We start from the raw sequence: 25,533 nt of genomic DNA, 5'->3' as shown, positions 1-25,533 counted from the left end.
AGCTTCAGTCGCCTTCACCTCGCACGATGGCGCTGCACACCACATTGCGGCCCGCATGCTTGGCCGCATAGCAGGCCTGGTCGGCTGCCTCCAGCACCTCGGCGAGCGAGCGATGGCTGGCGTCGATCTCGACGGCACCGATGCTCGCCGTCACGCGCAGCGTCGGATCGCTCTCGCACACGCCTTCGAGCGCGACTCCGTAACGCATCTGCTCAGCAATCAGCAAGGCCCGGTCCAGGCCGCAAGCGGGCAGCAGCACCGCAAACTCATCCCCTCCCAGCCGACCCACCGTGTCGCCGGCGCGCACGCTGTCGCGCAGCACCTGGGCTACTTTCTTTAGGATGGTGTCACCGGCCGCGTGTCCGGCGCCGTCATTGACCTGCTTGAAGTGATCCAGGTCGATGAACAAGGCGCACGCCGCCTCTCGACGCCGTCGGTCGGCCACCAGTTGGCCCAGTTGTCGCTCGAACTCGCGGCGATTGACGAGCTCGGTGAGCGGGTCATGCGCCGCACGCCATTCCAGGCCCTCCCGTTGCCGGCGGGCGTCGGTTGCGTCCGAGGCGATCCAGATCGTGCGACGCTGGGCGCCGAGGATCGCCGCGCCGTGCACATGGGCCCACAGCGTCGAGCCGTCGCGGCGGCACAGCGGCAGTTCGGCCTCGAAGGTCCGGCCCTGCAAAAAGGTCGCCTCGGCCTCCTCACGCAGCGCATCATGCGCGGCCTCGGGTGCCAGCAGCTCGCCCCAGTGAAAGTTCAGTTCGCCCTGGCCATAGCCGAGCATCTGCTCGAACTGACTGCTGGCAAGTTCGATGCGTTGCTCGCTGGTGAAAGCAATGCCGACCGGGGCATGCGCCATCACCGCCTGCATCATCTTCAGCGACTGCTCGATATTGGCCCGACTGGCTGCCAGCTGCTCGCTGACATGCTTGAGCACGCGAGAGAGCTCGCCGACCTCGCCGCCTGCGTCCGGCCAGCCCTGCGCTGGAGGCTGTGCCGGGTCCACGACCAGCAAAGCCCGCTGGCGCAAAGCACCCAGCGGACGCAGCAGCCAGGCCGTGAAGCCGAAGATGGCGAGCGCCCCGGTCAGGCCCACACCAATGCCGAGCGCGACGGTGCGCGTGATCGCTTTGCCGGCCTCGCCGAATAGGGCCTCGGTCTCGCCGAGGCGGAACACCACCCAGTCGGTGCCCGGCACTGCGGCCATCGCGACGAAGCGCTCGCCGTAGCGCTCGGTCCAGGGCGCCGGCTCTAGCGGGCTGCCCTGCTGGCGCCAGCGGGCCACGGCCTGCTTCAGCTCGGGATCGTCGTCGACCAGACTCATCAAGCGCTGCTCATCCGCATGGGCCAGCACCCGGCCCTGCTGGTTGGCGACGACGGTGCGGATGCGCAGCTCGTCGAGCTTGGCGGTCTGGGCCATGCCGGACAGAAAATTGGAGGCGCGCAGCTTCAGTACACCGGCCAGCATCGGCGGCTGCGCCTGCCCGACCGGCAAGGGGCGGAGCAACACGACGCTGGACATCTGGGCGTCGCTCGCGGCGTCGGCGGGCGGTAGCAGCACTTGCGGCTCGCCATAGCGGCCGGCCGGCAGGCTACCGCTCGGCACGATGCGCAGTTCATCGAACAACATGCGCAACACCTCCTGGCGGCCCAGGAAGGATCGAATCTGATCCGGATCGGCCGCTTGCCCCCTTGGCCAGCCCCGGGCCGCAGCGGCCAGCGCCCGCTGGTGCTCGGCGACGTTGGCCGACAGCGTGGTCGCGAACTGCGCCGCACCGAGGTTGGACCCGATGATGGTTTGCTCGGTGCGGTTCTGTACCTCGCGCACCGAGAGGAAGACAGTGATCGCCACGCTCAGCGCGATCAGCAAGGCGCTGGCCATGGCCAGCCGCAGCTTCAGGGAGTCCATAGTGGTGGGGTTTCGCCGCAAGCCTCTGAACCCGGACTCGGGGTGACTCATTGTCGCGCCTGCAGCACCGGCTCGTACAGCTTTGCGCTAGGCATATGCAGAGCAAGGGGCTCAGGCGAGCAGCGCCCGGGCTCGCGCGACGACCGGGCTGGCGTCGAGGTCGTAGACGGCCAGCAGCTTCCTGAGCCGTTCCGGGTCGGCGGCCGGCGCCGCGTGAGCCTGGGCCGAGGCCAAAACCTGCAGTTCGTGGAATAGGGCCCCTTGCGCACGCGCGGTGGCTATGGCGCGCTGCCAACTGGCAGCTGCCGCATCCGTCTCGCCGTGCGCCATCTCGATCTCGGCCTGCAGGCCCAGCAGCAGCACCAGGACGGTCTGTTCGCCGACAGCCTCGGCGTGGGCGAGACCCTGCACGACGGATGCCTGGGCCTCATCCTGCAGGCCTATCAGGCGACAGGCCTGAGCATAGTGATAGTGGAAGCCGCCCAGCCCGGTCAGCATGCCCAGCTGGCGCGCATGGCGTGCGGCGGCGCGCATCTCGTCCAGGCCCTCGTCGTCGCGGCCCAGCGCCACCAAGGCGTGGCCATGCAGCCAGGCAAAACCGCTGCGTGCCTCGGGCAGCGACTGGTCGCGCACCAGCGCATAGAGCCGCTCAGTCAATGCGTAGGCGGTCTCGAATTCTTCAGCCAGGCTGTGCAGGATGGCGGCCGCATACAGGGCCATCGCTTCGCTCAGCGGATGGTGGCTGGCTGCGGCCTGCGCCACTGCACGCTCGGCCAGCTGGCGCGCTCGCCCTGGCTGGCCGGTGATCCAGTAGACCAGCACCAGTGCCCAGACAGCTTCGACACCGGGGTCCTGGACAAAGTTCGTCGGCGTCAGCCCGGCCGGCAGGCTGGCGTGGGCGTCGATGGCGCTCTCCAGTTGCGCCCGTGCCGCGTCGAACTCGCCCATGCACAGCTGCACGATGCCCATCGCGTTCAACCCCGCCAGACGCAGGGCCGGATCGGCACGCTGCGTGGCCAGGGCCTGCATCTCGGCGGCCAGCGTGCGGGCTTGCGCGAACTCGGCGCGGGCGAAGTGGACCCACCAGCAGCCTTGCAAGGTGCGCTGCCAGCCCGGGCCTTGCGTGGGTCCGAGTGCGCGTGCGCGCTCGAACGCGGCACCCACCTCGGGCGCGCTCAAGACATGCAGGCGTGTCAGCGCGACGGCTTCCAGCGAGCGCAGATCCTGCTCAAGCGCCGGCTCCATGCGGCCGGCTGCCAGCTGCAGCCCTTGCCGGGCGGCTTGCAGCGCTTCGCTCGGCGCGCCCAGGGCCATGGCTCTGGCCGCGACGACGGCGTGTTGCGCCGCAGCGTCCAGCGGCGCTTCGCCGCGCTCGAAGTGAAGCGCCAGTTCGGCCGCGATCTCGCCGGGGTTGTTGGCATGCGCAGCGGCCAGGGCTCCGGCCCATTGCCGGTGCCATTGCATGCGCTGCAGCGCCGGCAAGCGCTCGTAGAGCACCTGCCGGTAGAGGGCATGGGCGAAGGCGTAGCGGGCCGCGATGCGGCCGTCGGGGAGGGCCCGGGCGCCGCTGCAACCCAGCCAGGGCAGTCGGCCGGCGGCGTCCTCCAGCAGCGTCTGCACCTGCTCGGGCGGAAGCAGCGCGACCTCGGCCAGCGGCAGGTGCAGGAAGTCGACCCCGCCGACACTGGCGGCGCCCAGCACGCGTTGCTGCTCCGCCGGCAGACGGGCGATCTGGCCCGCGATGACGCCGGCGATGCCGCGCGGCACGGTCAGCGTGTCCAGGTCGGGGAAGTTCCAGCCGGTCGCGCTCGGGACGAGCTTGCCGCTGGCCCGGAGTTCCTCGACCACAGCATCGACGAACAGCGGCAGCCCCAGCGTGTGGGAATGCAGCACACGTACGAAGGCTTCGGGCGCGGCCTGCCCGAGACGGGCTTGCAGCAAGTCGCCCAGGTCCGCTTCGGACAGGAATTCGAGATCGATCTCCAGGCACAGCCGGCGGGGGCGCAGCTCCTGCCGCAGGGCTGCCAGCGGATGCTCCTGCAGTATCAGCTCGGCGGGCCTGAAGGTACCGATCAGCATCAAGGCGCCGCTGCCGCCACGCCGCCTCGCCAGGTAGCCGAGCAGCTGGACCGTGGCGTGGTCGCTCCACTGCAGATCCTCCAACATCAGCAACAGCGGCTGTTCGGCGCTGGCCCGATCGACCAGCTCGCCGAACTCGCGCAGCATGCGGTCCTGGGTCGCACCGGCGGCCTCGCGCTGCAATTCCCGTCTGTCCTCGTCGCTGACGAACCAGGGCAGCTGCAGGAGCCAGGTGGGCGCTACCCGGCGCATCAGTACGAGTGCCGCCGCGCCGCTGTCCGAGCGGCACAACGAGTTCAGTGCCTCCAGCACCGGCAGATAGGGCTCGGCCACGCCGTAATGTTCGACGCACTGGCCGAGCGCCTGCCGCACACCGGCGGTTGCCGCGAAGCGCTCCACCAGACTGCTCTTGCCGATGCCGGCCTCGCCGACGATGAAGACCAGCTGGCGCTGCCCGCCGCGCGCGGCGTCCAGGGCGTCCCGCAGTTGGGCCAGCACCGCAGCACGGCCGACCAGCCAATCGCCGGCCGGGTCGGCCGGGGCAATTGTGGGCACAGCTGACGGTTCGCCGAGCGGAGCGATAAAGCGGTAGCCACGTCGCGAGACGGTCTGGATATAGACCGGCTCCTGGGCATCGTCTCCGAGTGCCTGGCGCAGCTGGCTGACCAGATTCTTCAGCGCCGCCTCGTTGACATGACGATGGCCCCAGACGGCGTCCAGCAAGGTCTCCTTGCTGACCAACTGGCCGGCCCGGCGCACCAGCTCGCACAGCACCTGGAAGGCCCGCGGTGCCAGCTCGACGCTGGCTTTGTCGCGCTCCAGCCGCGCCTCGGCCTCGTCGATCTGGAATCGGCCGAACCGGGCCTGCAAGGGGTTTTCTTCGTTCATTCGAGCTGTGATCAATACCGAATCGAGACCGTCTCAAGACGACTTGCGGGCCGCCGGTCCCGACACTGCAGGGCATGACGCTGAACCCACACCCGAATCATCCGGCCGCTGGCGCTTATGTGCTGCGGCTACACCGCGATGCCTGCCCGGCAGAGGGCCTGCTGATGGGCCGCATTGAACATGTCGCGAGCGGCGCCTGGACAGACTTTACCAGCGCCCACGCTCTGATTGGGTGGCTGACCCGGCATGGCGCCGAGCTGCGTGCCGGGCCTGGCCAAGCCGAGGCACCCGCACCATGAGGACCCGAATGACCTTGTTAGTCGCGCTCGCAGCGGCCGTCGCTCAGGCGCAAGCGCCGGACATCGTGAGCTACCCCGCCCAGGGCCAATCTGCAGAACAGCAGCGCAAGGACAGGGACGAGTGCAATCAATGGGCCACGCAGACGGCTGGCACGTCCGCCGCAACGGCCGCAGCGTCCGCTGCCAGCGTGCCGAGCAGTATCGCGGCTAGCCGGTCTGCAGCGGCGGCCAGGTTGCCGGCCCTGCCCACCTTGCCGACCATTCCCGGACTGCCCGCGCCACCGCGCCCGCCGGAACTGTCGCAAGCGCAGGCAAACACTGCGATAGACGAGGCCTTGCAACAGCTGGCCCCGCGCCAGCAGCAAGCAGGTACTGGCGAAACGCAGAGCCCCACCTATGTGCGAGCACTGGCGGCCTGCATGGCCGGCCGCGGCTACGCCGTCAAGTAGTCATGCAAACAAGGAGAACCGCAATGAGAGTTCAATGGGCCCTCGCGCCCCTGGCCATGGCCGGCTTGCTGGCGGGCTGCCAGCGCCACGAAGCCGAGCCTTATGAAGAGATCCGTCCGGTGCAGAGCATCGTCGCTGGCCGCAGCGCCGGCACGGTCGGCGCCCGCTACTCGGGGGAGGTCGTCGCGCGCTACGAGAGCCGGCTCGGCTTTCGCACGGCAGGCAAGATCGCAGCGCGGCTCGTCGAGGTGGGCAGCGCGGTCAAGCGCGGCCAGCCGCTGATGCGCCTGAGCCCCGAGCAGGAGGTGTTGCAGGTGGTCGCAGCAGGGGCCGATGTCGATGCGGCGAGGAGCCGGGTCGCGCAGGCCCGTATCGATCTGCAGCGTACCGAGGCGCTGCTGGCCCGCCAGTTCGCTTCGCGCGCCGAGTTGGACCAGCAAAAGCTGGCCCTCGACCAGGCCGAGGCCCAGCTGCGTGCCGCGCTGGCCCAGCGCCAGGCGCAAGAGAACCAGCGCGGCTACACGGTGCTGACGGCCGATCGCGACGGCGTCGTGACGGCGATCACGGCCGAGGCCGGTCAGGTCGTCGCGGCGGGTCAGTCGGTCGTCACCTTGGCGGCCGACGGCGATCGCGAGGTGGCGATCAGCATCCCCGAGTCGCGTCTGGACGAGCTGCGCCAGGCGCGCGGCATGCAGGTGTCGGTCTGGGCCCATCCCGGCCGCAGCTGGAACGGTGAGCTGCGCGAACTCGCACCCGGCACCGACAGCGTCACCCGCACCTACTCGGCGCGCATCGCGATCCGCAACGCCGATCCGCAACTGCTGCGCCTGGGCATGACGGCCTCGGTGCTGGTCAGCAATGTCGAGGGCGCCAGCGCCATCCGCCTGCCGCTGACGGCCATTCTCGACCGCGACGGCCAGCGCCATGTCTGGATCGTCGACCCCAAGTCCTCGCGGGTCGGCCTGCGCCAGGTGGCGCTGGGCAGCGCCGAGGCCGACAGCGTCCTGGTCGCGTCGGGGCTCAACGGCGGCGAGACCGTCGTCACGGCCGGCGTGCACATGCTGCAGCCCGGCCAGCGTGTCAAGCCGCCGGTTGCGGCTGCTGAGACGGCTGACGCGGCCGCATCTTCGGGAGGCGGCAAATGAAGATCAATCTGTCCGAATGGGCGCTCAAGCACCAGCAGATGGTTGCCTTCTTGCTGATGCTGCTGACCGTCGCCGGCGTGCTCGCCTACGGCAGCCTGGGCCAGAAGGAAGACCCGGAGTTCACGATCAAGACCATGGTCGTGCAGGCCTACTGGCCCGGCAGCTCCTCGCAGCAGATGGCCGACCAGGTCACCGACAAGATCGAGAAGAAGCTGCAGGAGATCGCCGAGATCGACTACACGGCCACCTATGTGCGCCCCGGCGAGACCCAGATCAAGGTCAATCTGCGCGACTCGACCGCGCCCAAGGACGTGCCCGACGTCTGGTACCAGGTGCGCAAGAAGGTCGGCGACATCCGCCACACGCTGCCGCGCGAGGTGCAGGGGCCGTTTTTCAATGACGAGTTCGGCGACACCTTCGGCAATATGTATGCGCTGACCGGCGACGGTTTCAGCAATGCGCAGCTGCGCCAGTTCGCCGACGCGGCCCGCAATGAATTCCTGCGCGTGGGCGACGTCAACAAGGTCGACCTGGTCGGCAAGCAGGACGAGAAGATCTATGTCGAGATCTCCAATGCCAAGCTCGCGTCGCTGGGCATCGACCCCGCGCTGATCGCCACGACGCTGGCGCAGACCAATGCGGTCGCGGCCGCCGGCACGGTGCAGACCGTCGGCGAGCAGGTGCGGCTGACGGTGAGCGGCGAATTCGATTCGGTCGAGGGCATCCGCGACATCGGCATCCAGGCCGGCAACCGCAGCTTCAGGCTCGGCGACATCGCCAATGTCAGGCGCGGCTTCATCGACCCGGCCGTCGTCAAGATGCGCTTCAACGGCGTAGAGGCGGTCGGTCTGGCCGTCAGCATGCGCAAGGGCGGCGATGTCATCCACCTGGGCGAGGAACTGGACGCGACCGTCAAGCGCGTCAAGGCCAGCCTGCCTGTCGGCGTCGAGATCCACGCGGTCAGCGACCAGCCCCGTGTCGTTGCGGAGTCGGTGGCCGAGTTCAAGACCAGCCTGGCCGAGGCCGTCATCATCGTGCTGGCGGTCAGCTTCTTCTCGCTGGGCATGCGCGCCGGCCTGGTCGTCGCGCTGTCCATCCCGCTGGTGCTGGCGCTGACATTCTTGTCGATGTATCTGCTGGGCATCGATCTGCAGCGCATCTCGCTAGGGGCGCTGATCATTGCGCTGGGCCTGCTGGTCGATGACGCCATCATCGCGGTCGAGATGATGCAGCTCAAGCTTGAACAGGGCTGGGACAAGTTCCGCGCCGCGACCTATGCCTACACCGCGACCGCCTTCCCGATGTTGACGGGCACGCTGATCACGGCCGCCGGCTTCTTGCCGGTCGGCTTCGCGAAGTCGGGCACCGGGGAGTATGTGTATTCGCTGTTCCAGGTGGTCGGCATCTCGCTGGTGCTGTCATGGATCGTCGCTGTGGTGTTCACGCCCTATCTCGGCTTCAAGCTGCTGAAAGAGCATGCCCACGCCGACCATGACGAAGATGCGGTTTACCAGAAGGGCTTCTATCTGCGCTTTCGCCGTTTCGTCGACTTCTGCCTGGTGCAGCGGCGCTGGGTCATCGCCATCACACTGGCGGCCTTTGTCGGTTCGATCGCGCTGTTCAAGCTGGTGCCCCAGCAGTTCTTCCCGGCTTCCGACCGGCCCGAGCTGATGGTCAATCTGTGGATGCCGCAAGCCTCTACCTTCGAAGCCAGTGCCCGAGAGGTGGAGCGTCTGGAGGCGGCGCTGAAGGGTGACAAGGACGTGGTCGCCGTGACCAGCTATATCGGCAACGGCAGCCCGCGCTTTTATCTGCCGCTGGACGCGCAGACGCCCAATCTGAACCTCGGCGAGATCATGGTCATGACCCAGGGCGGCGAGGCGCGCGAGCGCGTGCTGGCCAAGATCCAGGGCTTGTTCGAGCATGATCTGCCGAATGTGCGCGGCCGCGTCAACCGGTTGGAAAACGGCCCGCCGGTCGGCTATCCGGTGCAGTTCCGCGTCTACGGCCAGGATCTCGAGAAGGTCGCCGAGATCGGTGCGCGGGTCGCGACCGTGGTCCGCGCCAACCCCCATGTGCGGCAGGTCAATCCCGACTGGGGCGAGCGGACCAAACGGGTGCGTGTCGATGTCGATCAAGACAAGGCGCGCGCGCTGGGCATCAGCTCGCGCCAGATCAAGCAGGCGCTGGAGGCCTCGATCTCGGGCACCTCGGTCACGCAGTACCGCGAAGCGGACCAGGGCATCGACGTGGTCGCCCGCCTGGTGCAGCCCGAGCGCAGCGATCTGAACAACTTGAAGGACGCCAAGATCTATCTGCGCGATGGCAAATTCGTGCCGGTCTCGCAGGTGGCCCGCCTGACCCTGGACAGCGAGGATAGCCAGCTCTGGCGCCGCAACCGCGTGCCGACGCTGACGGTGCGCGCCGACATCGTCGGCGCCGAGGCGCCCGACGTGACTTTGGCCCTGATGCCCAAGATCGAGGCCCTGGCCAAGGACCTGCCAATGGGCTACGGCGTGGACGTGGGCGGCGCGCTGGAGTCCAGCATGAAGGCACAGAAGTCGATCAACGCGGTGATGCCGGCAACCCTGATCGCCGTGCTGCTGCTGCTGATGTTCCAGCTGCAGGACATGAAGAAGATGGTGCTGGTGCTGCTGACGGCGCCGCTGGGCTTGATCGGCGTCAGCGCCATCCTGGCGGCCTTCCAGATCCCCTTCGGCTTCGTCGCGATGCTGGGCGTGATCGCGCTGGCGGGCATGATCATCCGCAACTCCGTGATCCTGGTCGTGCAGATCGACCAGGACCTGGCGGCCGGTGCGCCGCTGTGGACGGCCATTGTCGAATCGGCCGTGCGGCGCCTGCGCCCTATCGTGCTGACCGCACTGGCGGCCATCCTGGCGATGGTGCCGCTGACCCGCTCAGTCTTCTGGGGGCCGATGGCCTGGGCCATCATGGGCGGCCTTGCCGTCGCGACGGTGCTGACCCTGGTCTTCCTGCCGGCGCTCTACGCCAGCTTCTACCGGGCCAAGCGGCCTCTACCGATCGACGCCCCCGCGGCGATGAAAGCACAGGCATGAAACGGATGTACAAGACCGCCCGCTGGGCGGCACTGATGGCCCTGGCTCTGCAGGTCTATGCGACCCAGGCCCAGGCCGAGGTCCTCGATCTGGTCGGCGCCTATGAGCAGGCCTTGCGACACGACCCCGCCAAGCTGGCCGCCGATGAGGCGCTGCTGGCCGGCCGCGAGAAGGCGGTGCAAGGCGACGCACTGCTGAAGCCCCGCGTCACGCTGCAGGCCAGCCTCGGCCGGCTCAGCGATCACACCCCGGACACGGGTCTGCCCGAGAACAGCTCGGGCACGGTCAGCCAGGCCACCGTGCAGCTGACGCAGCCGCTCTACGACGCCTCGGCCAGCGTCGGCAAGCGGCAGCTGCATCAGCAGGCTTCGATGGCCCAGACGCAGTTCGACCAGGCCCAGCAAGGCCTGGCCCAGCGGGTGGCCGAGGCCTACCTCGGCGTGCTGCAGGCGCAGGAGAGCCTGCGTGTGACCTTGGCCGAGAAGTCGGCGATTGCGATGCAGCGCGACCGTGCCAAGGCCCGCTTCGAGGTCGGTCGCGGCAAGGTCACCGATCTGCAGGAAGCTCAGGCCCGCTACGACCAGATCCTGAGCAAGGAGATCACGGCGCGCAGCCTGCTGGAGCTGCGGCGCGCCCAGTTCCAGGAGACCACCGGCGTCCCGGCCGAGGGGCTGGCCGCGCTGGCAGCAGGGCAGGCGGCAACGCCACCCGAGCCCGACAGCCTGATGGCCTGGCAGCTCCGGGGCGAGGAGCAGAGCACGGCGGTGCGGCTGCGGCGCTCGCAGCTGGAGATCGCCGGCGCCGAGATCGAGAAGCACCGGTCCTCGGGCCGTCCGAGCCTGAACCTGGTTGCCAACTTCTCGGCCAAAGGACAAAACGGTGATCTGTCGCCGATGGTCGCCCCCGACAACAACCGCAGCGCTTATCTCGGACTGCAATTCAATATGCCGCTGTACGCCGGCGGCGCCCTGAGCTCGAAGGAGCGCGAGTCGCTGGCGCTGCGGCGCGAGGCCGAACAGGCACTGGCGGCCGCCAAGCGCGATGTGCGCCTGCAGGTCCAGGACGCCTACCTGAGCGTCAGGACTGCGGTGTCGCGCATCGGCGCCACCGAGCAGTCGCTGGTCTCGGCACGCACGGCGCTGGAAGCCACATCGCTGGGCCGTGACGTCGGCACCCGCACCGAGCTCGACGTGCTGGACGCCCAGCGGCGTGCCTTCGCGGCCGAGCTCGACCTGGTACAGGCACGGCTGGACTATCTGCAGGGGCGCGTGCGTCTGGCCGTGGCGGCCGGCGAGCCCGGCGACGCAGAGCTGCGAGCCGTCAACAGCTGGCTCGCGAAGCCCTGAGGCGACGATGCGCAACGACATCAGGCCAGCGGGGTGGGGCCTACGGCTGCTGCCTTTGTGTGTTGCCGTGCTGCTGGCGGCCTGTTCGACCGCGCGGCCCTGGATCAACCAGCCGATTGCGGCCCAGTCGGCCAGGGCTGCGGCCCTCTCGCCGGCGTCGACCGCAGCGTCGCCGTCCATTGTGGCCGCCGTCACGCTGTCGGGCGGCGGGGCGCGCGCGGCGGCCTTCGGGCTCGGGGTCTTGCAGGAGCTGAAGGCGACCCAGTTCGAATGGGAAGGCCGCTCGACCAGCCTGCTCGACGAGGTCGGGCTGATCAGCGGGGTCTCGGGCGGCAGCGTGCTGGCGAGCTATTACGCAGCCTTCGGTGACGAGGTGTTCACCCGCTTCGAGCGCGACTTTCTGCTGGCCGACTTCCAGGCCGGCCTGATCCGCGACGCGCTGTCGCCGGCCACTTTGTACAAGCTCAGCTCGCCCTGGTGGGGGCGCAGCAACACCTTTGCCGAGCGGCTCGATCCAGTGTTTCGCGGCCTGACCTTCGGCGATCTGCAGGCGCGGCGGCCGCAGTTGCTGGTCACGGCCACCGATCTGACCACCGGCGCGCCCTTCGAGTTCACGCCCGAGCAGTTTGCGCTGATCTGCTCCGATCTTGATAGCGTGCCGCTGTCCTTTGCGGTGGCGGCCTCGTCATCGGTGCCGCTGCTCTTGAGCCCGNGATCTGCTCCGATCTTGATAGCGTGCCGCTGTCCTTTGCGGTGGCGGCCTCGTCATCGGTGCCGCTGCTCTTGAGCCCGCTGACCCTGCGCAACCACGCCGGCAGCTGTGCGGAGCCGGCGCCGGCCACGACGCTGGCCGGTGGCAACCTATCGGCGCGCCTGCTTGATCTGATCGCCGACAGCTATCGCGACGCGAAGGAGCGGCCCTTCATCCATCTCATCGATGGTGGCGTGGTCGACAACCTCGGCGTGCGCGGTCTGCTGGAGCGCACGCTCGCCGGTGGCAGCTTCGAGGCCAGTTTCAAGGGCCTGAAGCCGGGATCGGTCCGGCATATCGTGCTGATCAGCGTCAACTCGGAGCGCGACACGGCCGAGCGCATCGACAGCAGCGACCGCGTCCCCGGCCATCTGCAGGTGCTGGACGCGCTGGTGTTTGGCGCTGGTTCGCGGCTGAGCAAGGAGACAGCCGTGATGGTCGACGATGTGGCGCGCCGCATGAACGAGGCGATCCAGGTCGAGCGTGCCAGGCCCGGCAGTGTGTTTGCGCCGGACGCCGAGATCCATGTGATCAACGTCGGCTTGCGTCAGCTGAGCGACCCCGAGATGCGCCGCCGCCTGCTGCTTGTGCCGACCGCGCTTACCGTCCTGCCGATCCAGGTCCACGAGCTGCAGAAGGCCGGCCGTGAGGTGCTGCGCGAGTCGCCGGCCTTCCAGCACCTGCGGCAGCGCCTGCTGGCCGAGACCGGGCCGGTCGCGCATGCGAACTCGGCGCCATGATGCGTTGGCCGCCCATTCGCTGATCCCATGCTCGGTCAACTGCAACATTACTGGAGCGGCGGCTTCCTCGCCGCCAATGCCTTCATCGGCCTGAACCTGATCGGGGCGCTGCTGCTGGGCATGCTGGTCGGCTACGAGCGCTCCTTCAATGGCCGGGCCGCTGGCATGCGCACCTACGGGCTGGTGTGCATGGCGTCCACCGCGCTGACGGTGTTCGTCGGCCATGCGCCGCTGTGGTACGGCGGCACGGCCCCTCATCTGGTGGCCGATCCGACCCGGGTGGTGCAGGGCGTGGTGACGGGCATCGGCTTCCTGTGCGCCGGCGTCATCATGAAGGACGGCATGAATATCAGCGGCCTGACGACAGCGGCCTCCATCTGGGCCGCTGCGGCGATCGGCGTGCTGCTGGGTGTGGGTTTCTATGCGTCGGCGCTGCTGCTGGCCCTGCTGTGCATGCTCTCGATGTCCCTGCTGCATCGGCTGGAGGCGATGCTGCCCGGGCGGGCGACGCTGGAGGTCTCGCTGACTTTCCGACCGACCCACCCGCCCTCGTACGAGGTCCTGTCCGGCATCGCGGCCTCGCGCGGCTACCGGCTGCTGCGCGACAGTCTCAGCATCACTTTCGCCGAAGGTCGGCCGGTCTGGCGCATTTGCGTCGTCGCGCTGGACCGCGCCAGCGCGATGGCGCCGGCCTTGCTGGCCGATGAGATTGCGGCCGCCGAAGGCATCGCGAGCTTCAGCATCGCGCCGGTGCGCCACTGAGTGGAGTGAAGAGAATGTTTGAACAAGAAGCAGGGGCCGCAGCCGCCCTGATGCAACAGGCCACGCACGCCATGGCCAGAGACATCGAAAAGCGCCTGCGTCAGCACCGGTTGACGCTGGCGCAACAACGTGTGTTGGCGATTCTGAGCAAGGGTCAGGCCCTGACGCCGAGTTCCCTCTCGCTAGCCCTGCAGCTGGACGCCGGCGCCACGACACGACTGCTGGATCGCCTGCTGGCCAAGCGCCTGTGCCAGGCGCGCTGCGACAACCTCGATCGCCGCTCGGTGCAGTTGCAGCTCACGGAGCTCGGCCAATCGGCGCTGGACGAAACGCAAGGCGCGGTCACGGCCGTGCTGCGCGACTGGTTCTCGGCTGTGGATGCTGCGGAGCTGGCGTTCGTCTGCGGTGTCTTGTTGCGGCTTCTGGCGTCAAGATCCGGCGGGGTTTCGACAAGCCCGGCCTCAAAATAGCCTGGCCTGTTCTGCCCTCATTCATGCAGCGGCGACCTTCGAGCGCTCCGCGTAATTGATCAGATGGTCCAGAAATTCCCGGGTGCGCGGCGGCATATGACGCCGGCTGGCAAAGGCCGCGATCAGCGTGAAGCGCTCGGCGATCCAGGGCGCCAGGATGCGCCGAAGTTCTCCGGTGCGCAGCATCGGTGCTGCCACCTGAAGCGCCTGGCTGCTGATGCCGACGCCGTCCAAGGTGCTGCGTAGCACCGCCTCGTGGTCGTTGCAGGTGAGCACGGGACTCACGCTGATGGTCGTTTCGCGGTGCTGGTCCGTCTCGTCAATCAGGCGCAGCGAGCTGTGATCCAAATCGGGCAAACTCAAACGCAGCAGGGCATGTGCTCTCAGATCCTGTGGCGCGCGAGGCTCACCGTGCTGTCCGAGGTAGTCGGGAGACGCGCACAGGATGGATGTGGTGTCGACCACGCTGCGGATGACCGTCTCGGAAGGCACCGCGATGTTGTCGGTCAGCAGCGTCAGGTCGTTGGCCTCGATGGCGCGAGCAGCCTGCATGTCGGACAGCAGCTCGATGGTCACCTTGGGGTAGCGGCGCCGGAATTCGGCCACGGCAGGTGCGACCAGATGGGTGGCCATGCCGGGCAGCGAGGAGATGCGAATCCTGCCCGACATCTCTTGGGCATGGCTGCGGGCCAGTTCCTCCGCTTCTTCTAGCTGCTCAAGAATGCCGTGCACGCGATCCAGATAGACCTCTCCGGCGGGCGTCAACGCAAGCTGGCGGGTGGTGCGATGAAGCAGCCGCACGCCCAGATGATCTTCCAGATCGGAGATCAAACGCGTCACCGCCGCAGGTGAGATGCCGAGCTTTCGGGCGCAAGCGGCGAATCCGTTCTCGGCCACCACATGGTCAAACACCTTCATCGATCGCAGTTTGTCCATGACAGTTTGAAGTGAAGTGAAGAGAGGAAAGAGGCAGCGGGCGCACTGCTTGGCGCTGCCTGTCGTGACGGGCGGGACCACAGTTGTGTGATCTAGTGTCGGAGTCCTGTTTGCTGGGGTCGTCTCGGGCCGGTCCCGATTCAGTCCCTATGGCGCCAGAGGTTCACCGTCAGGCCCGCAGCAGTGGCCCGACGCAAGCGATACCGAGCCGGGACCGGCCCGAGACGACTTGCCCCGACCGGGCTCAGACACTGGTGCTCCCCGTTATGCGGCCGGCTTCGCCCGGCTCTGCCGAACTCAACTGGCCGGAGCACAGGCTGCTAGGCGCTCATGCCCTGGTGCAAGCCCGGCAACTACCCACAAGGAACTCCTTCATGATCTTCAAACGTCGTTCGCTGATGCTCGGACTTGCTGCCCTGACCCTGGGTCTGGCTGGATGCGCATCCAAGCCCGATTTGTCCCGTATCCAGGATCCCACGGCGGACTTCAATGCCTACCGTACATTCGCGATCCTGCCGGCGCAGCCCGACGGCACGCCTCGCTGATCGAGCGACGCCTGATCTCCGCCGCGCGCATTCAGCTCGAACGGCGCGGCTATGTCTTCGACGAATTGGCGCCGGACCTGCTGGTGAATATCGCCGCGGTCGTCGAGGAGCGGCAGGGGCTGCGCGCCACGCCCGGAGGTTTCCCCGGCAGGGACGGCGTGGAGACCGAGGACTACCGTCTGGGGCGTCTGGCCATCGACCTGATCGATGCGCGCCGACGCGATGTCGTCTGGCACAGCACCGCCGAGGGCCGTATCAGCCCCGAGATGCTCCGCGATGCGGGCAGTGCGGCCGAGAAAGCGGTCGCGGCGGTCTTCGAGGGCTTCCCGGTCAAGCCCAAGGCGAAGGCCGTGGCCGCCAGCGCGGCAGCCTCCCGATAAGCCGCTGTCTGCCGGTCAGCCCGCCAGCTCGTAGCGGAAGGGAAACCGGCCCAGGACCCGGCGGGCGATCTCGGCCCCGGCCGGGTCTGCCAGCGTGAGCTCGATGCGGATGCCGAGCTGCGGATCATTGACCGCCACCAGGGCGGCGGCCGCAGCACCGGCCTCGTGCAGCGCCGTGCGCAGCGCATCCTCGGTCTCACGTTGCTTCAGCTCGGGCTTGAAGATCTTGCCGACGCCGGTCAGCGGCAAGGCCGGCAACACCCGGATCGCTTTGGGCAGCGCCGCACGCTCGCTGATCTCTTGCTTGGCGAAAGCCAGCAACTCGGCCTCGGTCGCGCTGGCGCCGGCCTTGAGCTGCACGTAGGCTACCGGCAGCTCGCCCGCGTGCGCGTCGGGGCGGCCTACGGCGGCGGCCAGTTGTACCGCCGGATGCCGGTGCAGCGGACCCTCGATGCTGGCCGGGTCGATATTGTGGCCGCCGCGGATGATCAGCTCCTTGCGCCGCCCGGTCAGGTAGAAATAGCCCTCGGCGTCCTGGCGACCCAGATCTCCGGTGTTGAGCCAGCGCCGACCGTCGCGGCAGTCCACCCACAGGCCCTTGTTGTGCTCCGGCACCTTGTAGCCCTCGAACACATTGGGGCCGCTGATGACCAGCAGACCGGCCTCGCCGACTTCGCAGTCGCGCACATAGTGGCCGGCTTCGTTCAAGACGATGGCCCTCATCGCCTGCCATGGCAGGCGCAGGCCGATCGAGCCCAGGCGGTGCTCGCCCTCAGGCGGGTTGCAACTGCTGACGCAGGTGGCCTCGGTCAGGCCATAGCCCTCCAGGATCTTCAGCCCGGTGCGCTGCTCGAAGCCACGCATCAGCTCCACCGGCATCGGCGCTGCGCCGCACAAGCCGTACTGCAGCGAGCTCAGATCGCGGCCGGTCATCGGCTGCTGCAGCAGCGCGGCATATAGCGTCGGTACCGCGCTGAAGAAGTTGATGCGGTGGTGCTCCACCAGCTCCCAGAAGCGGCTGACAACGCCGCTGTCGCGATAGCCCTGAGGCGTGCCGAGAATCACATGGGCGCCGCGCGAGAAGGGCAGCAGGCCGGTGACCAGCACCGCGTTGACATGGAACAGCGGCAGCCCGCAGAAGATGTTCCTGCCCGGCCCCATGCCCTCGCCGAGCAGCTGGGCAACGGCGTGGGCATTGGCCACCTCGTTGCGATGCCTGCGCATCGCGATCTTGGGCGCACCCGTGGTGCCGCCGGTGCAGAAATAGGAGGACAGCTCATTGGGCTCGAACTGGCGGCCGCTGACGAGACGGTCACTCGGCTGATAGCGGATGCCGGCGGCAAAGCCATGCACGCCGATCCGCGCGGGCAGCGCGGCGCAGGCTTGCGCCAAGGTTTCGGTCGCCTCGGCCGGCTCGGCCCCGCTAGGCTCCAGCAGCACCACTTGCTGCAGACTCTGCACGCCACCGAGCACGGGCTGCAGCTTGCGCCACAGCTCGGTGCCAGGCGCCAAGGTCACCAGCACCTTGGCTTGCGCTGCGACGAGCAAATCGGCGATGGCCACCGCCTCCAGCAGCGGATTGATCGGGAACACGATGCCGCTGGCCTGCGCCCCCCAGATCACCAGATGCGTCTGCGGCAGATTGGGCAGCGCGAAGGCGACCACGTCTGCCGGGCCAACGCCCAGCTCATGCAGCAGATTGGCGCAGGCGTGGATGCCCGCGAGCAGCTCGGCATAAGTCCAGACCTGGGCGTTCTCATGATCCTCGACGCGCGCGAAGAAGGACAGCGCTGGCGCGTCAGGATGGGTGGCTGCGGTGGCGCGGATCATCTCGTAGGTGCTGCTCGGCAGCGACGGGGGCGGCTCGGCTTCGATGGCCAGCAGATCGCTCAGGCGGGCGATGTTTGTCATGGCTTGTCTCCTCAGGTTTCAGGGCAGCAGCATCGCGCGACCGGGCCGGCCGGCCGACACATGCGCGAAGGCCTCCACAGCCTGATCCAGCGGCAGCGCAATGCCGACTGGCAGTCCGATGCGGCGCTGACGCAGGCCGGTGGCGAGCGCCTCCATCGCCTCGCGGTCGGGCTTGAAGACGGTCCAGGCATAGCGTGCGCCGGGCGCGCGTGCGCTGACACGGGCGCGAGCGGCGCGCCAGTCCTTGCGGCTGGCCCAGGCGCCGGCCAGCAGACCCAGGCGGTCGATATGGCCGAGCAGCGGATGCACGGTGGTGGCCTGGCCCAGGGCCTTGGGGCCGAGGCGGGAGGACAGCAGCGCGTCGTCTTCCCAGCTGCCGAAGTTCAACACGGCGTCGAAGTCGCTGGGCAGCGACTCGATGCGGCCCGGGCCGCGCTCGATGGCGTACTCGGCCCCCATCTCAATGCCGAGCTGCCGCTGCCCGCGACCACAGACGGTGGTCAGCCGGCTGCCCCAGGGGGTCAGCAGCTGCATCGCCAGACGGCCGAGGCCGCCGCTGGCGCCGTTGATCAGCACGCGGGCCTGCCTGGCGTTCGACAGTGACAGGCCGGCACCACGTAGCGCCAGCCACATCGTCACGAAGGAGTAGGGCAGTGCGGCCAGGGTCGAGGGCGGCGCGTGCTGATCGGCCAGTATCAGCTGCTGCTGCGGCACGAGCACATGGGTGGCATGCGCCCCGCCTGCGCGACCCGTGGCCAACAGACCGAACACTTGTTGACCGGCCGTGAATTGGCTGACACCGGCCCCGACGGCCAGCACCTGGCCGGCCAGGTCGTTGCCCAGCACCAGCGGAAAGTGCCCGGCGCCCTTCAGCGCCAGCAGGCGCTGGCCATAGCCGGCGGCGCGCTTGGCGTCGATCGGGTTCACCGAGCTGGCCAGCACGCGCACCAGCACCTCGCCGCGGCCGGGGCGGGGCAAATCCGCTTGGCGGACTTCGAATCGGGGCGGCGTCGCGGGCGCCGTGCAAATGAGTTCACGCCGCATGCTTGGCACTCCTGGGATTGAGGGAAACAGTGGATGAGTGGGCGGCCAGGGTCTGCAGCGCCCGGCGCAGCAGCGCCTCGCAGCGCACGGCCGGACCTTCGGCGAGGACACAGCGGTCGGGCCTGACGAGAGCCACCCAGCCCAGCGGCACCTTGCGCGGCAGCAGCGCCTCGTCGAGCGCCTCCAGCCGCTGCTCCGGGGCCGCCAGATGCTGGCCTTGCGAGCGCTGGCACCATTGCCAGACCCGGCCACCGGCGGCCTGCCAGCGCTGCAGCAGATCGGCCGGCAAACCGGCGCTGGGATCGACGCCAAAGCCGATCAGCGCCCAGTCCAGCCCGAGCGCGTCGTCGCTGAGCAGGGGACGCTCACCGGTGGCCCGGCGGACCCAGCCTTGCGGCAGCATGGCGCCGGCGCGCAGCCGCTGATGGCGGCGCTCGCGCCAGAACAGGCCTTCGTCGAAGGTGTTCTGCGGCTTGACCTTCAGGTCTTCGAACAGCGCCCGGCCGGCCGGCAGCAGGCGCAACAGGCTCATCAGCCCGTGCACGGCGAAGGCGGTGGCGCGGTTCTGCGGCATCACCAGGGCGCCGAGCCGCAGCGCCAGATTGATGATTTTCCGGGCATGGGGGCGGCGCTCGGTGTCGTAGCTGTCGAGGATGTGCTCGCCGGCCTGGCCACGCAGCACCCAGGCCAGCTTCCAGGCCAGATTGGCCGCATCGCGCAGCCCGGCCACCAGACCCTGGCCGGCGAAGGGCGGTGTGATATGGGCCGCATCGCCGGCGAGGAAGCAGCGGCCCTTGGAGAACCGCTTCACCTCGCGCGCATGGAAGCGGTAGACCGCCGTGCGCTCGATCCGGATGCTGCGGCTGTCACACCAGGGCGCGAGCAGCCGGCGCACCGATTCAGGCTTCTCCATCTGCTCTGGCTTTTCTCCGGGGCGCAGCATGAACTCCCAGCGCTGGCGCCCGCCCGGGGCGACCATGCGCGGCGTCGGGCGCCGTGGATCGCAGACGAACTCGACATGGTCGATCGGCGCCGGCACATCGAAGGCATCGACGATCAGCCAGTCCTGCTGGAAGCTGCGGCCCTCGAAGTCGAGGCCCAGCTCGCGCCGCACCAGCGAGTGGGCGCCGTCGGTACCCACCATATAGCGGGCGCGCACCTCGGTCAGTTGTCCGGCACCGTCTTTCAGCCGGGCATGGACCGAGCGGCCATCGTCGACAAAGCTTTCCAGTTCGGCACCCAGTCGGGTCTCGACACGGGGGTACTGAGCCAGCTTGGCTCGCAGCACGCGCTCGAGCTCCGGCTGGTAGAAGGTCACCAGGGCCGGATGGCCGTCGATGATGCCGGCGCTGTTGATGCGGGCGAAGCGGCCGAACAAGGGCGAGCGGTACTGCACCTGAGGAATCGCGAGGGTCTCGAACTCGCCGTCGCGCACGCCGGCCAGCTGCAGGATGCGCAGGGCTTCGTTGTCGAGCGCGATGGCGCGCGGCTTGTCGAAGACGGCGCTGGCCTTGTCGATGGCGAGCACGCGCACGCCGTAGCGGCCCAGCAGATTGGCCAGCGCGGCACCGACCGGGCCGAGACCGACCAGCAGCACATCGGTGTCGATGGTGGATGTCGTCATGGAGCGGTAATGCGGGTGTTCTGTTCGCCCAGGTCGATCAGCCCGTCATCGGTGCGGATCGAGGCCTGGATGCGGTCGCCGGGACGCAGATAGGCGGGGTTGCTCAGGCCCTTGCGGATGAAGATGCGCCATTTGCCGGCTTCGCTGAGCAGGTGCTTGAAGATGAACATCACCAGCTTGCCCGGCGCACGGGCGGCGCAGCCGGCCGGCGTGCCGGTGGCGATCAGATCGCCGGCATGCAGATCATGCATCGCGGCGAGTTCGGTCAGCGTGGCGGCCGGCCCATGAATCATGTCGGCGCAATACGCTTCCTGCCGTGACTGGCCATTGACCGACAAGCGCATATGCAGCTCCGGCCAACGTGCCCATTCCTGGGGCGTCAGCAGTACCAGGCCCGGGCCGACCGGGCCGAAGCCGCGGTAGCTCTTGCCCTTGTAGAACTGGCCCTGCGGCAGCTGCACATCGCGCGCTGAGAGGTCGTTGACGATGGTCACGCCGGCCAGCCATTGCGGCAGGTCCTCGGGCGCGACCCTGGTGCCGGCGGGCAGCGACTTGCGCAACACCAGGCCCAGTTCGATCTCGTAGTCCAGCAGCTGCACACGGGCCGGCCGCACGACCGGCGCGTCGGCCGCCGTGATGCAGGAAGAGGCCTTGGTGAAGATCGTGTTGAAGGGGAAATTTTCCGGGCGCAGGCCCGACTCGGCGATGTGGCTGCGGTAGTTGACGCCCTGGCAGATGAACTGCTGCCGATCGGTCACCGGTGCCAGCAGCTCGACCTCGCCGAGCGGGATCGTGGCGCTTTGGGCCTCGGTCGCCCAGATCTGGTCCCAGCAGATTTCCAGCAGTTCGCCGGTGCTGCGGGCCTGGCTGGCAAGCGGGGCGATGCTGCGGCCGAACAGGACGCCCCAGTGAGGCGTGGCGCGGAGGGAAAAACGAACAACGGTACGTGACATGGTGGTGATCTGTTAGAGCCAAGGGCGTGCCGGCGCATCGAGCGCGGCACTCAGCAGCTTCAGGCGCTGCGGCGTGATGGCCTTGCGGCGTATCAGCGTCAGCAGGCGCAGCAGCGTGGGCAGGTTTCTCTGCGGCTTCATCGAGGCCGGGGCGTCGTCGCCCCAGGCCCAGATGCCGCCGAACTCGAGCGGCGAGTACTCGGTGGGCACCTCGGCGGTGAAGACATCGCCGTCGGTGTAGTGCTCGTACTCGAAGCCTTCGGGGTCGCACCAGTAGTCGAACAGCTGGCTGCCCAGCAGATGGCGGCCGATGCCCCACAGATGGCGGTGGCCCTGGGCGCGCAGCACCTGTTGGCCCTGGCCAAGCGCGTCGAGGTCCAGCACCTCGTAGGCGCTGTGCTCGTACCTCTCATCGATGCCGCCGACGATGACCAGACTGTGGTGGTCGGCCGGCTGCGCGCCCAGGTCGAGCCGGCAGAACGCCAGGTTCGGACTGCCGTCCGGCAGGTATTGCACATCGGTCGGGATCAGACCCAGCACGCGCAGGTACCAGCCTGCCATGCTGGCGAAGTCCAAGGTCTGCAGCACCACATGGCCGAGCCGGACAACGCGAGCGGGCTCGATCGGCGTGCGCACGGTGCGGTTCACGCGCGGGGTGCGGTCTGCCGTGTTAGTCAGCGGCGTCGCCGAGGCCCGCAGCGGCAGCGGCTCGACTTTGGCCTGCCGCTGCAGCAGCCAAACGCTGCGTCCGCTCGGATCCGCCAGCTCGACGCCATAGCCGCCGGCGGGCAATTCGTCGGGCCGCAACCATCGCGCGCCCAGCTCCTGGATATAGCGCTGCAGATCGGTGTCGTCTGACATCTGGAAGGCCGGGCCGACGAAACGGTCGCTGGAGCCTGCCTGGGCGAGGGCGATGCAGGGCGCGCTGCTGGTGCCGCGCGCCAGCAGACGTTCGGGCGTGGCCTTGACGATATGAAAGCCGAAGTCGCGCCAGAAGCGGTCGGTCCGGGCCAGATCGCGCTTTTCCCAGCGCAGAAAGGCCAACTCGGTGGCGCGCCCCAGCGCGACCGGCCGCGCCAGCGGCTGGACGCCTACCGGCAAGCGGCTCTCGGGATAGGACTCGGGCTGCCGGAGTACGGCGCGGTGAGCGGTCACGGTGAACTCTCTTGTCAAAAGCGGTGGTGATAGCCGAGCAGGACCATCTGGACCTTGCTCGTCAGGGAAGTGCCGGTGCTGGCGCCGGTTCCGTTCAGCGTGGTGCGCGGATTCAACTCGTAGCCGAGATTGATCTCTACTTTGGGATCGAGTTGCCAACTGACGCCGAGCGTGAAGGCGCGCTGGTTGATCGAGGGCACCAGCAGGTTTTGGACGGCGCGGGCGCTGTCGATCTGCCGGCTGTTGCGGCTCAGGCCGGCGCGCAGGGTCCAGCGCTCGTCGAGCTGCCAGGCCGCGCCGAGGCGCAGCACCGGCTGATTTCGCCAGGCGAAGCCGTTCGGGTCCTTCATTGCCTGGATATCGCCCCAGAGAATGCGCAGCCAGTCGGCCGCCACGGTCAGCCGCTCGCTCGGCTGCCAGGCGAGGCCGATGCCGTACTGCGCGGGAATGTCCAGGCGGCCCTTGCTGTAGGCCAGCAGATCCTGCTCGTAGCCCTTGAGCTTGCCCATGCGGGTGCGCGACTTGAGGTTGAGGCCGACGCTCCAGTGCTGCGTCGGCTTCCACAGCAGGCCGGCCCGCAGGCCAGCACCGCTTGCGGACTGCTTGCCATGGCCCGGTACGGGGAAGAGTCCGCCGGGCGTCGGCACGATCACGCCGCCGGCCTCGAACTGCTGCACGGCGATATTGAGACCCAGGCCGAGCGAGAGCTCGGGGCTCGGTGTCCAGGCGGCGGCAGGAATCAGCTCCATCACGCGTAGCGTCGTGTTGGCTTCGCCCGCGCCCGGTACCGGCAACGCCTGCTGGCCATAGTCCGAGCCGGCGCCACTGCCGGCGATGCCAAGCCCCACGGCCCAGGTCGAGTTCAGGCGCCAGTTGATGCCGCCTTCCGGCGCGATCTCGGTCTGGCGGTTGCGCAGCCGGTTGCCTGGCAGCACATAGTCGGCCGACGAACGCCCGTTGAACACCTGGGTGCCGAGGGTCCAGGAGGAGGGCAGGTGGCCCAGGCCGGCGGGATTGTTGGCGGCGGCCTCGGCGTCCAGCGGCAGCGCGATGGACGCACCGCCCATCGCCGCGTTCTTGATGCCGTAGCCGCCGGGCTGGGCGCCGTTGACGGCCAGTACCGCGCTGTGGGACGCCAGCGCTGCGGCGGCGACCGCGAAGTGCTTCAGTCTGCGAGTGGCTTGCATTGTCTTGTCTCCTGTTTTGTTTCTACGAACCTTGTGTGCACATCATAATGACAATAGTGTCACCATGACAATAGTGTCGTTATTACAAAAGCGCTGGCACAATCGACGCATGCAAACAGAAGACCATCGACAGCGGGTCGCCGCCGAGCGGCGCGAACGGATGCGTGCCAGGCTGCTGGCCAGTGCGATGAAGCTGGTCGCGGCCAAGGGCCCGGCGGCGATGTCGATCGACGACGTCATCTCCGCCGCCGAGGTGTCGCGGGGCACGTTCTACAAGTACTTTTCCTCGCCGGAGGAGCTGGTGCGCGAGCTGGCCGTCGATGTCGCGAACGAGCTGATCAAGATGGCCGAGCCGGTGGTGCAGCGCTATGACGATCCGGCGGAGCGGGTGTCATGCGGCATGCGGCTGGTGGCACGGCTGGCGCTGGAGCATCCGCTGGCGGCCAGCTTTCTGGTGCGGCTCGGTTGGCCGGATGTGCGCGGCCCGACCGTGCTGCTCGACTTCGTCGCACGCGATCTCGCCGAAGGCCTGCGGCGCGGCCGGTTCACGCCGATGCCCATGGCGCTGGCCTTGAACATCGTCGCCGGCGCCGTCATCGGTGCGGCGAACTGCATGCTCAAGCCTCAGTGCGAGAGCGACTTTGCGGAGCAGAGCGCGGCCGCAGCCTTGCGGGCGCTGGGTATGGACGCCAAGGAGGCGGCGCGCATCTCACGGCTGCGCTTGGCGCCGGTCGAGATGGGCTCGCAAAGCCTTCTTTCCGGGGGTATGGCAGAAGCCGCCGCTTGAGCGCTTGCGTGTTCGGCCACGCTGGCCCGGACCGATCTCAAGTTGGGGGCAACTACTGCAGGCGCCTGAATCTCAGGTGGTCGATCAAGGTCTCATCGCCGACACGACGCTGGCGCTCGTGCAGGATTTCGACCTTGCCCTGCATTTCAAACTCGCGGAACTCGCGCGCGGTGCTGTCAAACACCAGGGGATGTTCCAAGGCGCTGCCGGCATGGGGGAGGTCGGAGACGGCACCCAGCTCGGAATCCAGGAAAACAGACATTGCAATCGATGCCATGGCAATCCTCGTGCGTTGTCAGGCGGCAATTTGCAAGGCTTGCCGTGAGCCGGCCTCAGTCTATGTTGCGTTGCAGCACTATGAGGTCCGGGTTTACCTGGAAAGCGACCATCCCGGCTCAGTCACCTTTCTTGGTCTTGGGGCGGCCGGTCTTGATGGTTGGTACTCTTTTGAGTGTGCGCAGCAGCTCAGCATCACTCAGGCCCTCCAGCAGCTTGACGCCGGCGCGAAGCAACTCGCTTTTCTTCACCGGATGGGCCTTGGCCAGGGCACGCTGCTTGATGACCGCCAGAACGGCGTACTCGTCTGAGGGCATCGTGAAACTGTCGCGCACCAGCTTGACCTTGGCGGGCTTGGGCTCGGTGTCCTTGAGCTTGGCTGGCACGGTCTTGGTCTTCGTAGCCGGTTTGACGGCAGCGCTGGTGGCCTTCTCGGTCGTGCTTGCTTTGCGAGCTGGGCTGGCCTTGACCGCGGTACGGACCGTCTCTGGCTTGATGTCAGCCTTGCGCGCTGCGGTCGCGGCACGGCCAGACGTGGTGGCAGTCGGTTTTTGATCGTGTGGCTGGGTAGTGTCTTCGGTGCGAGCAGTCATGTGGCTTCCTTTTCTATGTAAACCGTATATTCAGTTTACATAATTTCTTCCGGGTTGGAGGCTTGCACCGATGTCGGGAGTTTTTCCGTCGGACTGCCCGGTGCTGGCAGCCATTGATCTCGGATTCGACGGCTTTCGGCTTGAAGTCGGGCGAGTAAGGCGGGCGCGATACCTGCGGTGTCCGCGCAACTGGAGCATGGTGTGCCTTAGTGCAGGGCGGGGAACGCAGG

At 68.0% G+C, this 25,533-nt stretch carries 21 protein-coding genes; 10 read left to right on the top strand and 11 right to left on the bottom strand.

Annotated elements, in window-relative coordinates; all coding sequences use genetic code 11:
- Nucleotides 1-4: 4 nt before the first annotated feature.
- Nucleotides 5-1,906, bottom strand: a complete 1,902-nt coding sequence (locus PO768_RS04110) for a diguanylate cyclase (protein WP_272645011.1) — start codon at nucleotides 1,904-1,906, stop codon at nucleotides 5-7.
- 111 nt (nucleotides 1,907-2,017) lie between these two features.
- On the bottom strand, nucleotides 2,018-4,873 hold the full coding sequence (locus PO768_RS04105) for an AAA family ATPase (protein ID WP_272645010.1): 2,856 nt from the start codon (nucleotides 4,871-4,873) through the stop codon (nucleotides 2,018-2,020).
- Between the two features lie 771 nt (nucleotides 4,874-5,644).
- Here PO768_RS04105 and PO768_RS04100 point away from each other — a divergent pair.
- The 7 genes from PO768_RS04100 to PO768_RS04070 all read left to right on the top strand — a co-directional run bounded on the left by PO768_RS04100 (nucleotide 5,645) and on the right by PO768_RS04070 (nucleotide 13,912).
- On the top strand, nucleotides 5,645-6,766 hold the full coding sequence (locus tag PO768_RS04100) for an efflux RND transporter periplasmic adaptor subunit (RefSeq protein ID WP_272645009.1): 1,122 nt from the start codon (nucleotides 5,645-5,647) through the stop codon (nucleotides 6,764-6,766).
- Nucleotides 6,763-9,843 (top strand): efflux RND transporter permease subunit, encoded by a 3,081-nt coding sequence (locus PO768_RS04095; protein WP_272645008.1) that lies wholly within the window; start codon nucleotides 6,763-6,765, stop codon nucleotides 9,841-9,843. The genes PO768_RS04100 and PO768_RS04095 overlap by 4 nt, the downstream gene beginning before the upstream one ends.
- Nucleotides 9,840-11,189: a TolC family outer membrane protein gene (locus tag PO768_RS04090; RefSeq protein WP_272645007.1), complete on the top strand. Its 1,350-nt coding sequence runs from the start codon at nucleotides 9,840-9,842 to the stop codon at nucleotides 11,187-11,189. Before PO768_RS04095 ends, PO768_RS04090 begins: the two co-directional genes overlap by 4 nt.
- Nucleotides 11,190-11,196: 7 nt before the next feature.
- Entirely contained in the window at nucleotides 11,197-11,976 is a 780-nt protein-coding gene (locus PO768_RS04085; protein ID WP_272645006.1) for a patatin-like phospholipase family protein, read from the top strand.
- The gene (locus PO768_RS04080; RefSeq protein WP_272645005.1) at nucleotides 11,925-12,680 is read left to right on the top strand and encodes a hypothetical protein; all 756 of its coding nucleotides are present in this window, start codon (nucleotides 11,925-11,927) and stop codon (nucleotides 12,678-12,680) included. The genes PO768_RS04085 and PO768_RS04080 overlap by 52 nt, the downstream gene beginning before the upstream one ends.
- Before the next feature lie 27 nt (nucleotides 12,681-12,707).
- Nucleotides 12,708-13,442 (top strand): MgtC/SapB family protein, encoded by a 735-nt coding sequence (locus PO768_RS04075; protein WP_272645004.1) that lies wholly within the window; start codon nucleotides 12,708-12,710, stop codon nucleotides 13,440-13,442.
- Nucleotides 13,443-13,456: 14 nt separating this feature from the next.
- On the top strand, nucleotides 13,457-13,912 hold the full coding sequence (locus PO768_RS04070; RefSeq protein ID WP_272645003.1) for a MarR family winged helix-turn-helix transcriptional regulator: 456 nt from the start codon (nucleotides 13,457-13,459) through the stop codon (nucleotides 13,910-13,912).
- A gap of 21 nt (nucleotides 13,913-13,933) precedes the next feature.
- Here the strand turns inward: PO768_RS04070 and PO768_RS04065 are convergent, their stop codons facing one another.
- Nucleotides 13,934-14,848: a LysR family transcriptional regulator gene (locus tag PO768_RS04065; protein ID WP_272645002.1), complete on the bottom strand. Its 915-nt coding sequence runs from the start codon at nucleotides 14,846-14,848 to the stop codon at nucleotides 13,934-13,936.
- A 374-nt stretch (nucleotides 14,849-15,222) separates the two neighbouring features.
- Here PO768_RS04065 and PO768_RS04060 point away from each other — a divergent pair, with 374 nt between their 5' ends.
- Both PO768_RS04060 and PO768_RS04055 read left to right on the top strand, forming a co-directional pair.
- Nucleotides 15,223-15,393 carry a hypothetical protein gene (locus tag PO768_RS04060; protein ID WP_272645024.1) on the top strand — a complete coding sequence of 57 codons (171 nt, stop codon included), beginning with the start codon at nucleotides 15,223-15,225 and terminating at the stop codon, nucleotides 15,391-15,393.
- The gene (locus tag PO768_RS04055) at nucleotides 15,351-15,773 is read left to right on the top strand and encodes a DUF4136 domain-containing protein (protein WP_272645022.1); all 423 of its coding nucleotides are present in this window, start codon (nucleotides 15,351-15,353) and stop codon (nucleotides 15,771-15,773) included. Before PO768_RS04060 ends, PO768_RS04055 begins: the two co-directional genes overlap by 43 nt.
- A gap of 15 nt (nucleotides 15,774-15,788) precedes the next feature.
- Here the strand turns inward: PO768_RS04055 and PO768_RS04050 are convergent, their stop codons facing one another.
- Genes PO768_RS04050 through PO768_RS04025 form a run of 6 tightly spaced genes read right to left on the bottom strand, consistent with a single transcriptional unit; the run spans nucleotide 15,789 to nucleotide 23,647 of the window.
- Nucleotides 15,789-17,684, bottom strand: coding sequence for an acyl-CoA synthetase (locus PO768_RS04050; protein ID WP_272645001.1), 1,896 nt, complete (start codon nucleotides 17,682-17,684; stop codon nucleotides 15,789-15,791).
- 18 nt (nucleotides 17,685-17,702) lie between these two features.
- Nucleotides 17,703-18,662 carry an alcohol dehydrogenase catalytic domain-containing protein gene (locus PO768_RS04045; protein WP_272645000.1) on the bottom strand — a complete coding sequence of 320 codons (960 nt, stop codon included), beginning with the start codon at nucleotides 18,660-18,662 and terminating at the stop codon, nucleotides 17,703-17,705.
- A 55-nt stretch (nucleotides 18,663-18,717) separates the two neighbouring features.
- Complete coding sequence (locus tag PO768_RS04040; protein ID WP_272644999.1) at nucleotides 18,718-20,352, bottom strand: bifunctional 3-(3-hydroxy-phenyl)propionate/3-hydroxycinnamic acid hydroxylase; 1,635 nt, start codon at nucleotides 20,350-20,352, stop codon at nucleotides 18,718-18,720.
- Complete coding sequence (locus PO768_RS04035; RefSeq protein WP_272644998.1) at nucleotides 20,349-21,305, bottom strand: fumarylacetoacetate hydrolase family protein; 957 nt, start codon at nucleotides 21,303-21,305, stop codon at nucleotides 20,349-20,351. The genes PO768_RS04040 and PO768_RS04035 overlap by 4 nt, the downstream gene beginning before the upstream one ends.
- A gap of 12 nt (nucleotides 21,306-21,317) precedes the next feature.
- Complete coding sequence (locus PO768_RS04030; RefSeq protein WP_272644997.1) at nucleotides 21,318-22,460, bottom strand: biphenyl-2,3-diol 1,2-dioxygenase; 1,143 nt, start codon at nucleotides 22,458-22,460, stop codon at nucleotides 21,318-21,320.
- Between the two features lie 14 nt (nucleotides 22,461-22,474).
- Complete coding sequence (locus tag PO768_RS04025) at nucleotides 22,475-23,647, bottom strand: OmpP1/FadL family transporter (protein WP_272644996.1); 1,173 nt, start codon at nucleotides 23,645-23,647, stop codon at nucleotides 22,475-22,477.
- 64 nt (nucleotides 23,648-23,711) lie between these two features.
- Here PO768_RS04025 and PO768_RS04020 point away from each other — a divergent pair, with 64 nt between their 5' ends.
- Nucleotides 23,712-24,434 (top strand): TetR/AcrR family transcriptional regulator, encoded by a 723-nt coding sequence (locus PO768_RS04020; RefSeq protein WP_336297744.1) that lies wholly within the window; start codon nucleotides 23,712-23,714, stop codon nucleotides 24,432-24,434.
- A 52-nt stretch (nucleotides 24,435-24,486) separates the two neighbouring features.
- Here PO768_RS04020 and PO768_RS04015 read toward each other — a convergent pair whose 3' ends face one another.
- Nucleotides 24,487-24,711: a hypothetical protein gene (locus tag PO768_RS04015; RefSeq protein ID WP_272644995.1), complete on the bottom strand. Its 225-nt coding sequence runs from the start codon at nucleotides 24,709-24,711 to the stop codon at nucleotides 24,487-24,489.
- A 118-nt stretch (nucleotides 24,712-24,829) separates the two neighbouring features.
- Nucleotides 24,830-25,303 carry a hypothetical protein gene (locus PO768_RS04010; protein WP_272644994.1) on the bottom strand — a complete coding sequence of 158 codons (474 nt, stop codon included), beginning with the start codon at nucleotides 25,301-25,303 and terminating at the stop codon, nucleotides 24,830-24,832.
- Nucleotides 25,304-25,533 lie beyond the last annotated feature (230 nt).

The organism is Paucibacter sp. XJ19-41 (assembly GCF_028462495.1).
In the GTDB taxonomy this organism is placed as follows: Bacteria; Pseudomonadota; Gammaproteobacteria; order Burkholderiales; family Burkholderiaceae_C; genus Roseateles_E.
This window is presented reverse-complemented; position numbering and strand designations above follow the sequence as displayed.

What these genes read in the sequence shown, in the direction of transcription:
- PO768_RS04065 (WP_272645002.1), bottom strand. Translation starts at nt 14,848, where the DNA reads ATGGACAAACTGCGATCGATGAAGGTGTTTGACCATGTGGTGGCCGAG.
- PO768_RS04060 (WP_272645024.1), top strand. Translation starts at nt 15,223, where the DNA reads ATGATCTTCAAACGTCGTTCGCTGATGCTCGGACTTGCTGCCCTGACC.
- PO768_RS04110 (WP_272645011.1), bottom strand. Translation starts at nt 1,906, where the DNA reads ATGGACTCCCTGAAGCTGCGGCTGGCCATGGCCAGCGCCTTGCTGATC.
- PO768_RS04095 (WP_272645008.1), top strand. Translation starts at nt 6,763, where the DNA reads ATGAAGATCAATCTGTCCGAATGGGCGCTCAAGCACCAGCAGATGGTT.
- PO768_RS04100 (WP_272645009.1), top strand. Translation starts at nt 5,645, where the DNA reads ATGAGAGTTCAATGGGCCCTCGCGCCCCTGGCCATGGCCGGCTTGCTG.
- PO768_RS04105 (WP_272645010.1), bottom strand. Translation starts at nt 4,873, where the DNA reads ATGAACGAAGAAAACCCCTTGCAGGCCCGGTTCGGCCGATTCCAGATC.
- PO768_RS04090 (WP_272645007.1), top strand. Translation starts at nt 9,840, where the DNA reads ATGAAACGGATGTACAAGACCGCCCGCTGGGCGGCACTGATGGCCCTG.
- PO768_RS04040 (WP_272644999.1), bottom strand. Translation starts at nt 20,352, where the DNA reads ATGACGACATCCACCATCGACACCGATGTGCTGCTGGTCGGTCTCGGC.
- PO768_RS04075 (WP_272645004.1), top strand. Translation starts at nt 12,708, where the DNA reads ATGCTCGGTCAACTGCAACATTACTGGAGCGGCGGCTTCCTCGCCGCC.
- PO768_RS04050 (WP_272645001.1), bottom strand. Translation starts at nt 17,684, where the DNA reads ATGACAAACATCGCCCGCCTGAGCGATCTGCTGGCCATCGAAGCCGAG.
- PO768_RS04035 (WP_272644998.1), bottom strand. Translation starts at nt 21,305, where the DNA reads ATGTCACGTACCGTTGTTCGTTTTTCCCTCCGCGCCACGCCTCACTGG.
- PO768_RS04020 (WP_336297744.1), top strand. Translation starts at nt 23,712, where the DNA reads ATGACAATAGTGTCGTTATTACAAAAGCGCTGGCACAATCGACGCATG.
- PO768_RS04010 (WP_272644994.1), bottom strand. Translation starts at nt 25,303, where the DNA reads ATGACTGCTCGCACCGAAGACACTACCCAGCCACACGATCAAAAACCG.
- PO768_RS04015 (WP_272644995.1), bottom strand. Translation starts at nt 24,711, where the DNA reads ATGGCATCGATTGCAATGTCTGTTTTCCTGGATTCCGAGCTGGGTGCC.
- PO768_RS04025 (WP_272644996.1), bottom strand. Translation starts at nt 23,647, where the DNA reads ATGCAAGCCACTCGCAGACTGAAGCACTTCGCGGTCGCCGCCGCAGCG.
- PO768_RS04070 (WP_272645003.1), top strand. Translation starts at nt 13,457, where the DNA reads ATGTTTGAACAAGAAGCAGGGGCCGCAGCCGCCCTGATGCAACAGGCC.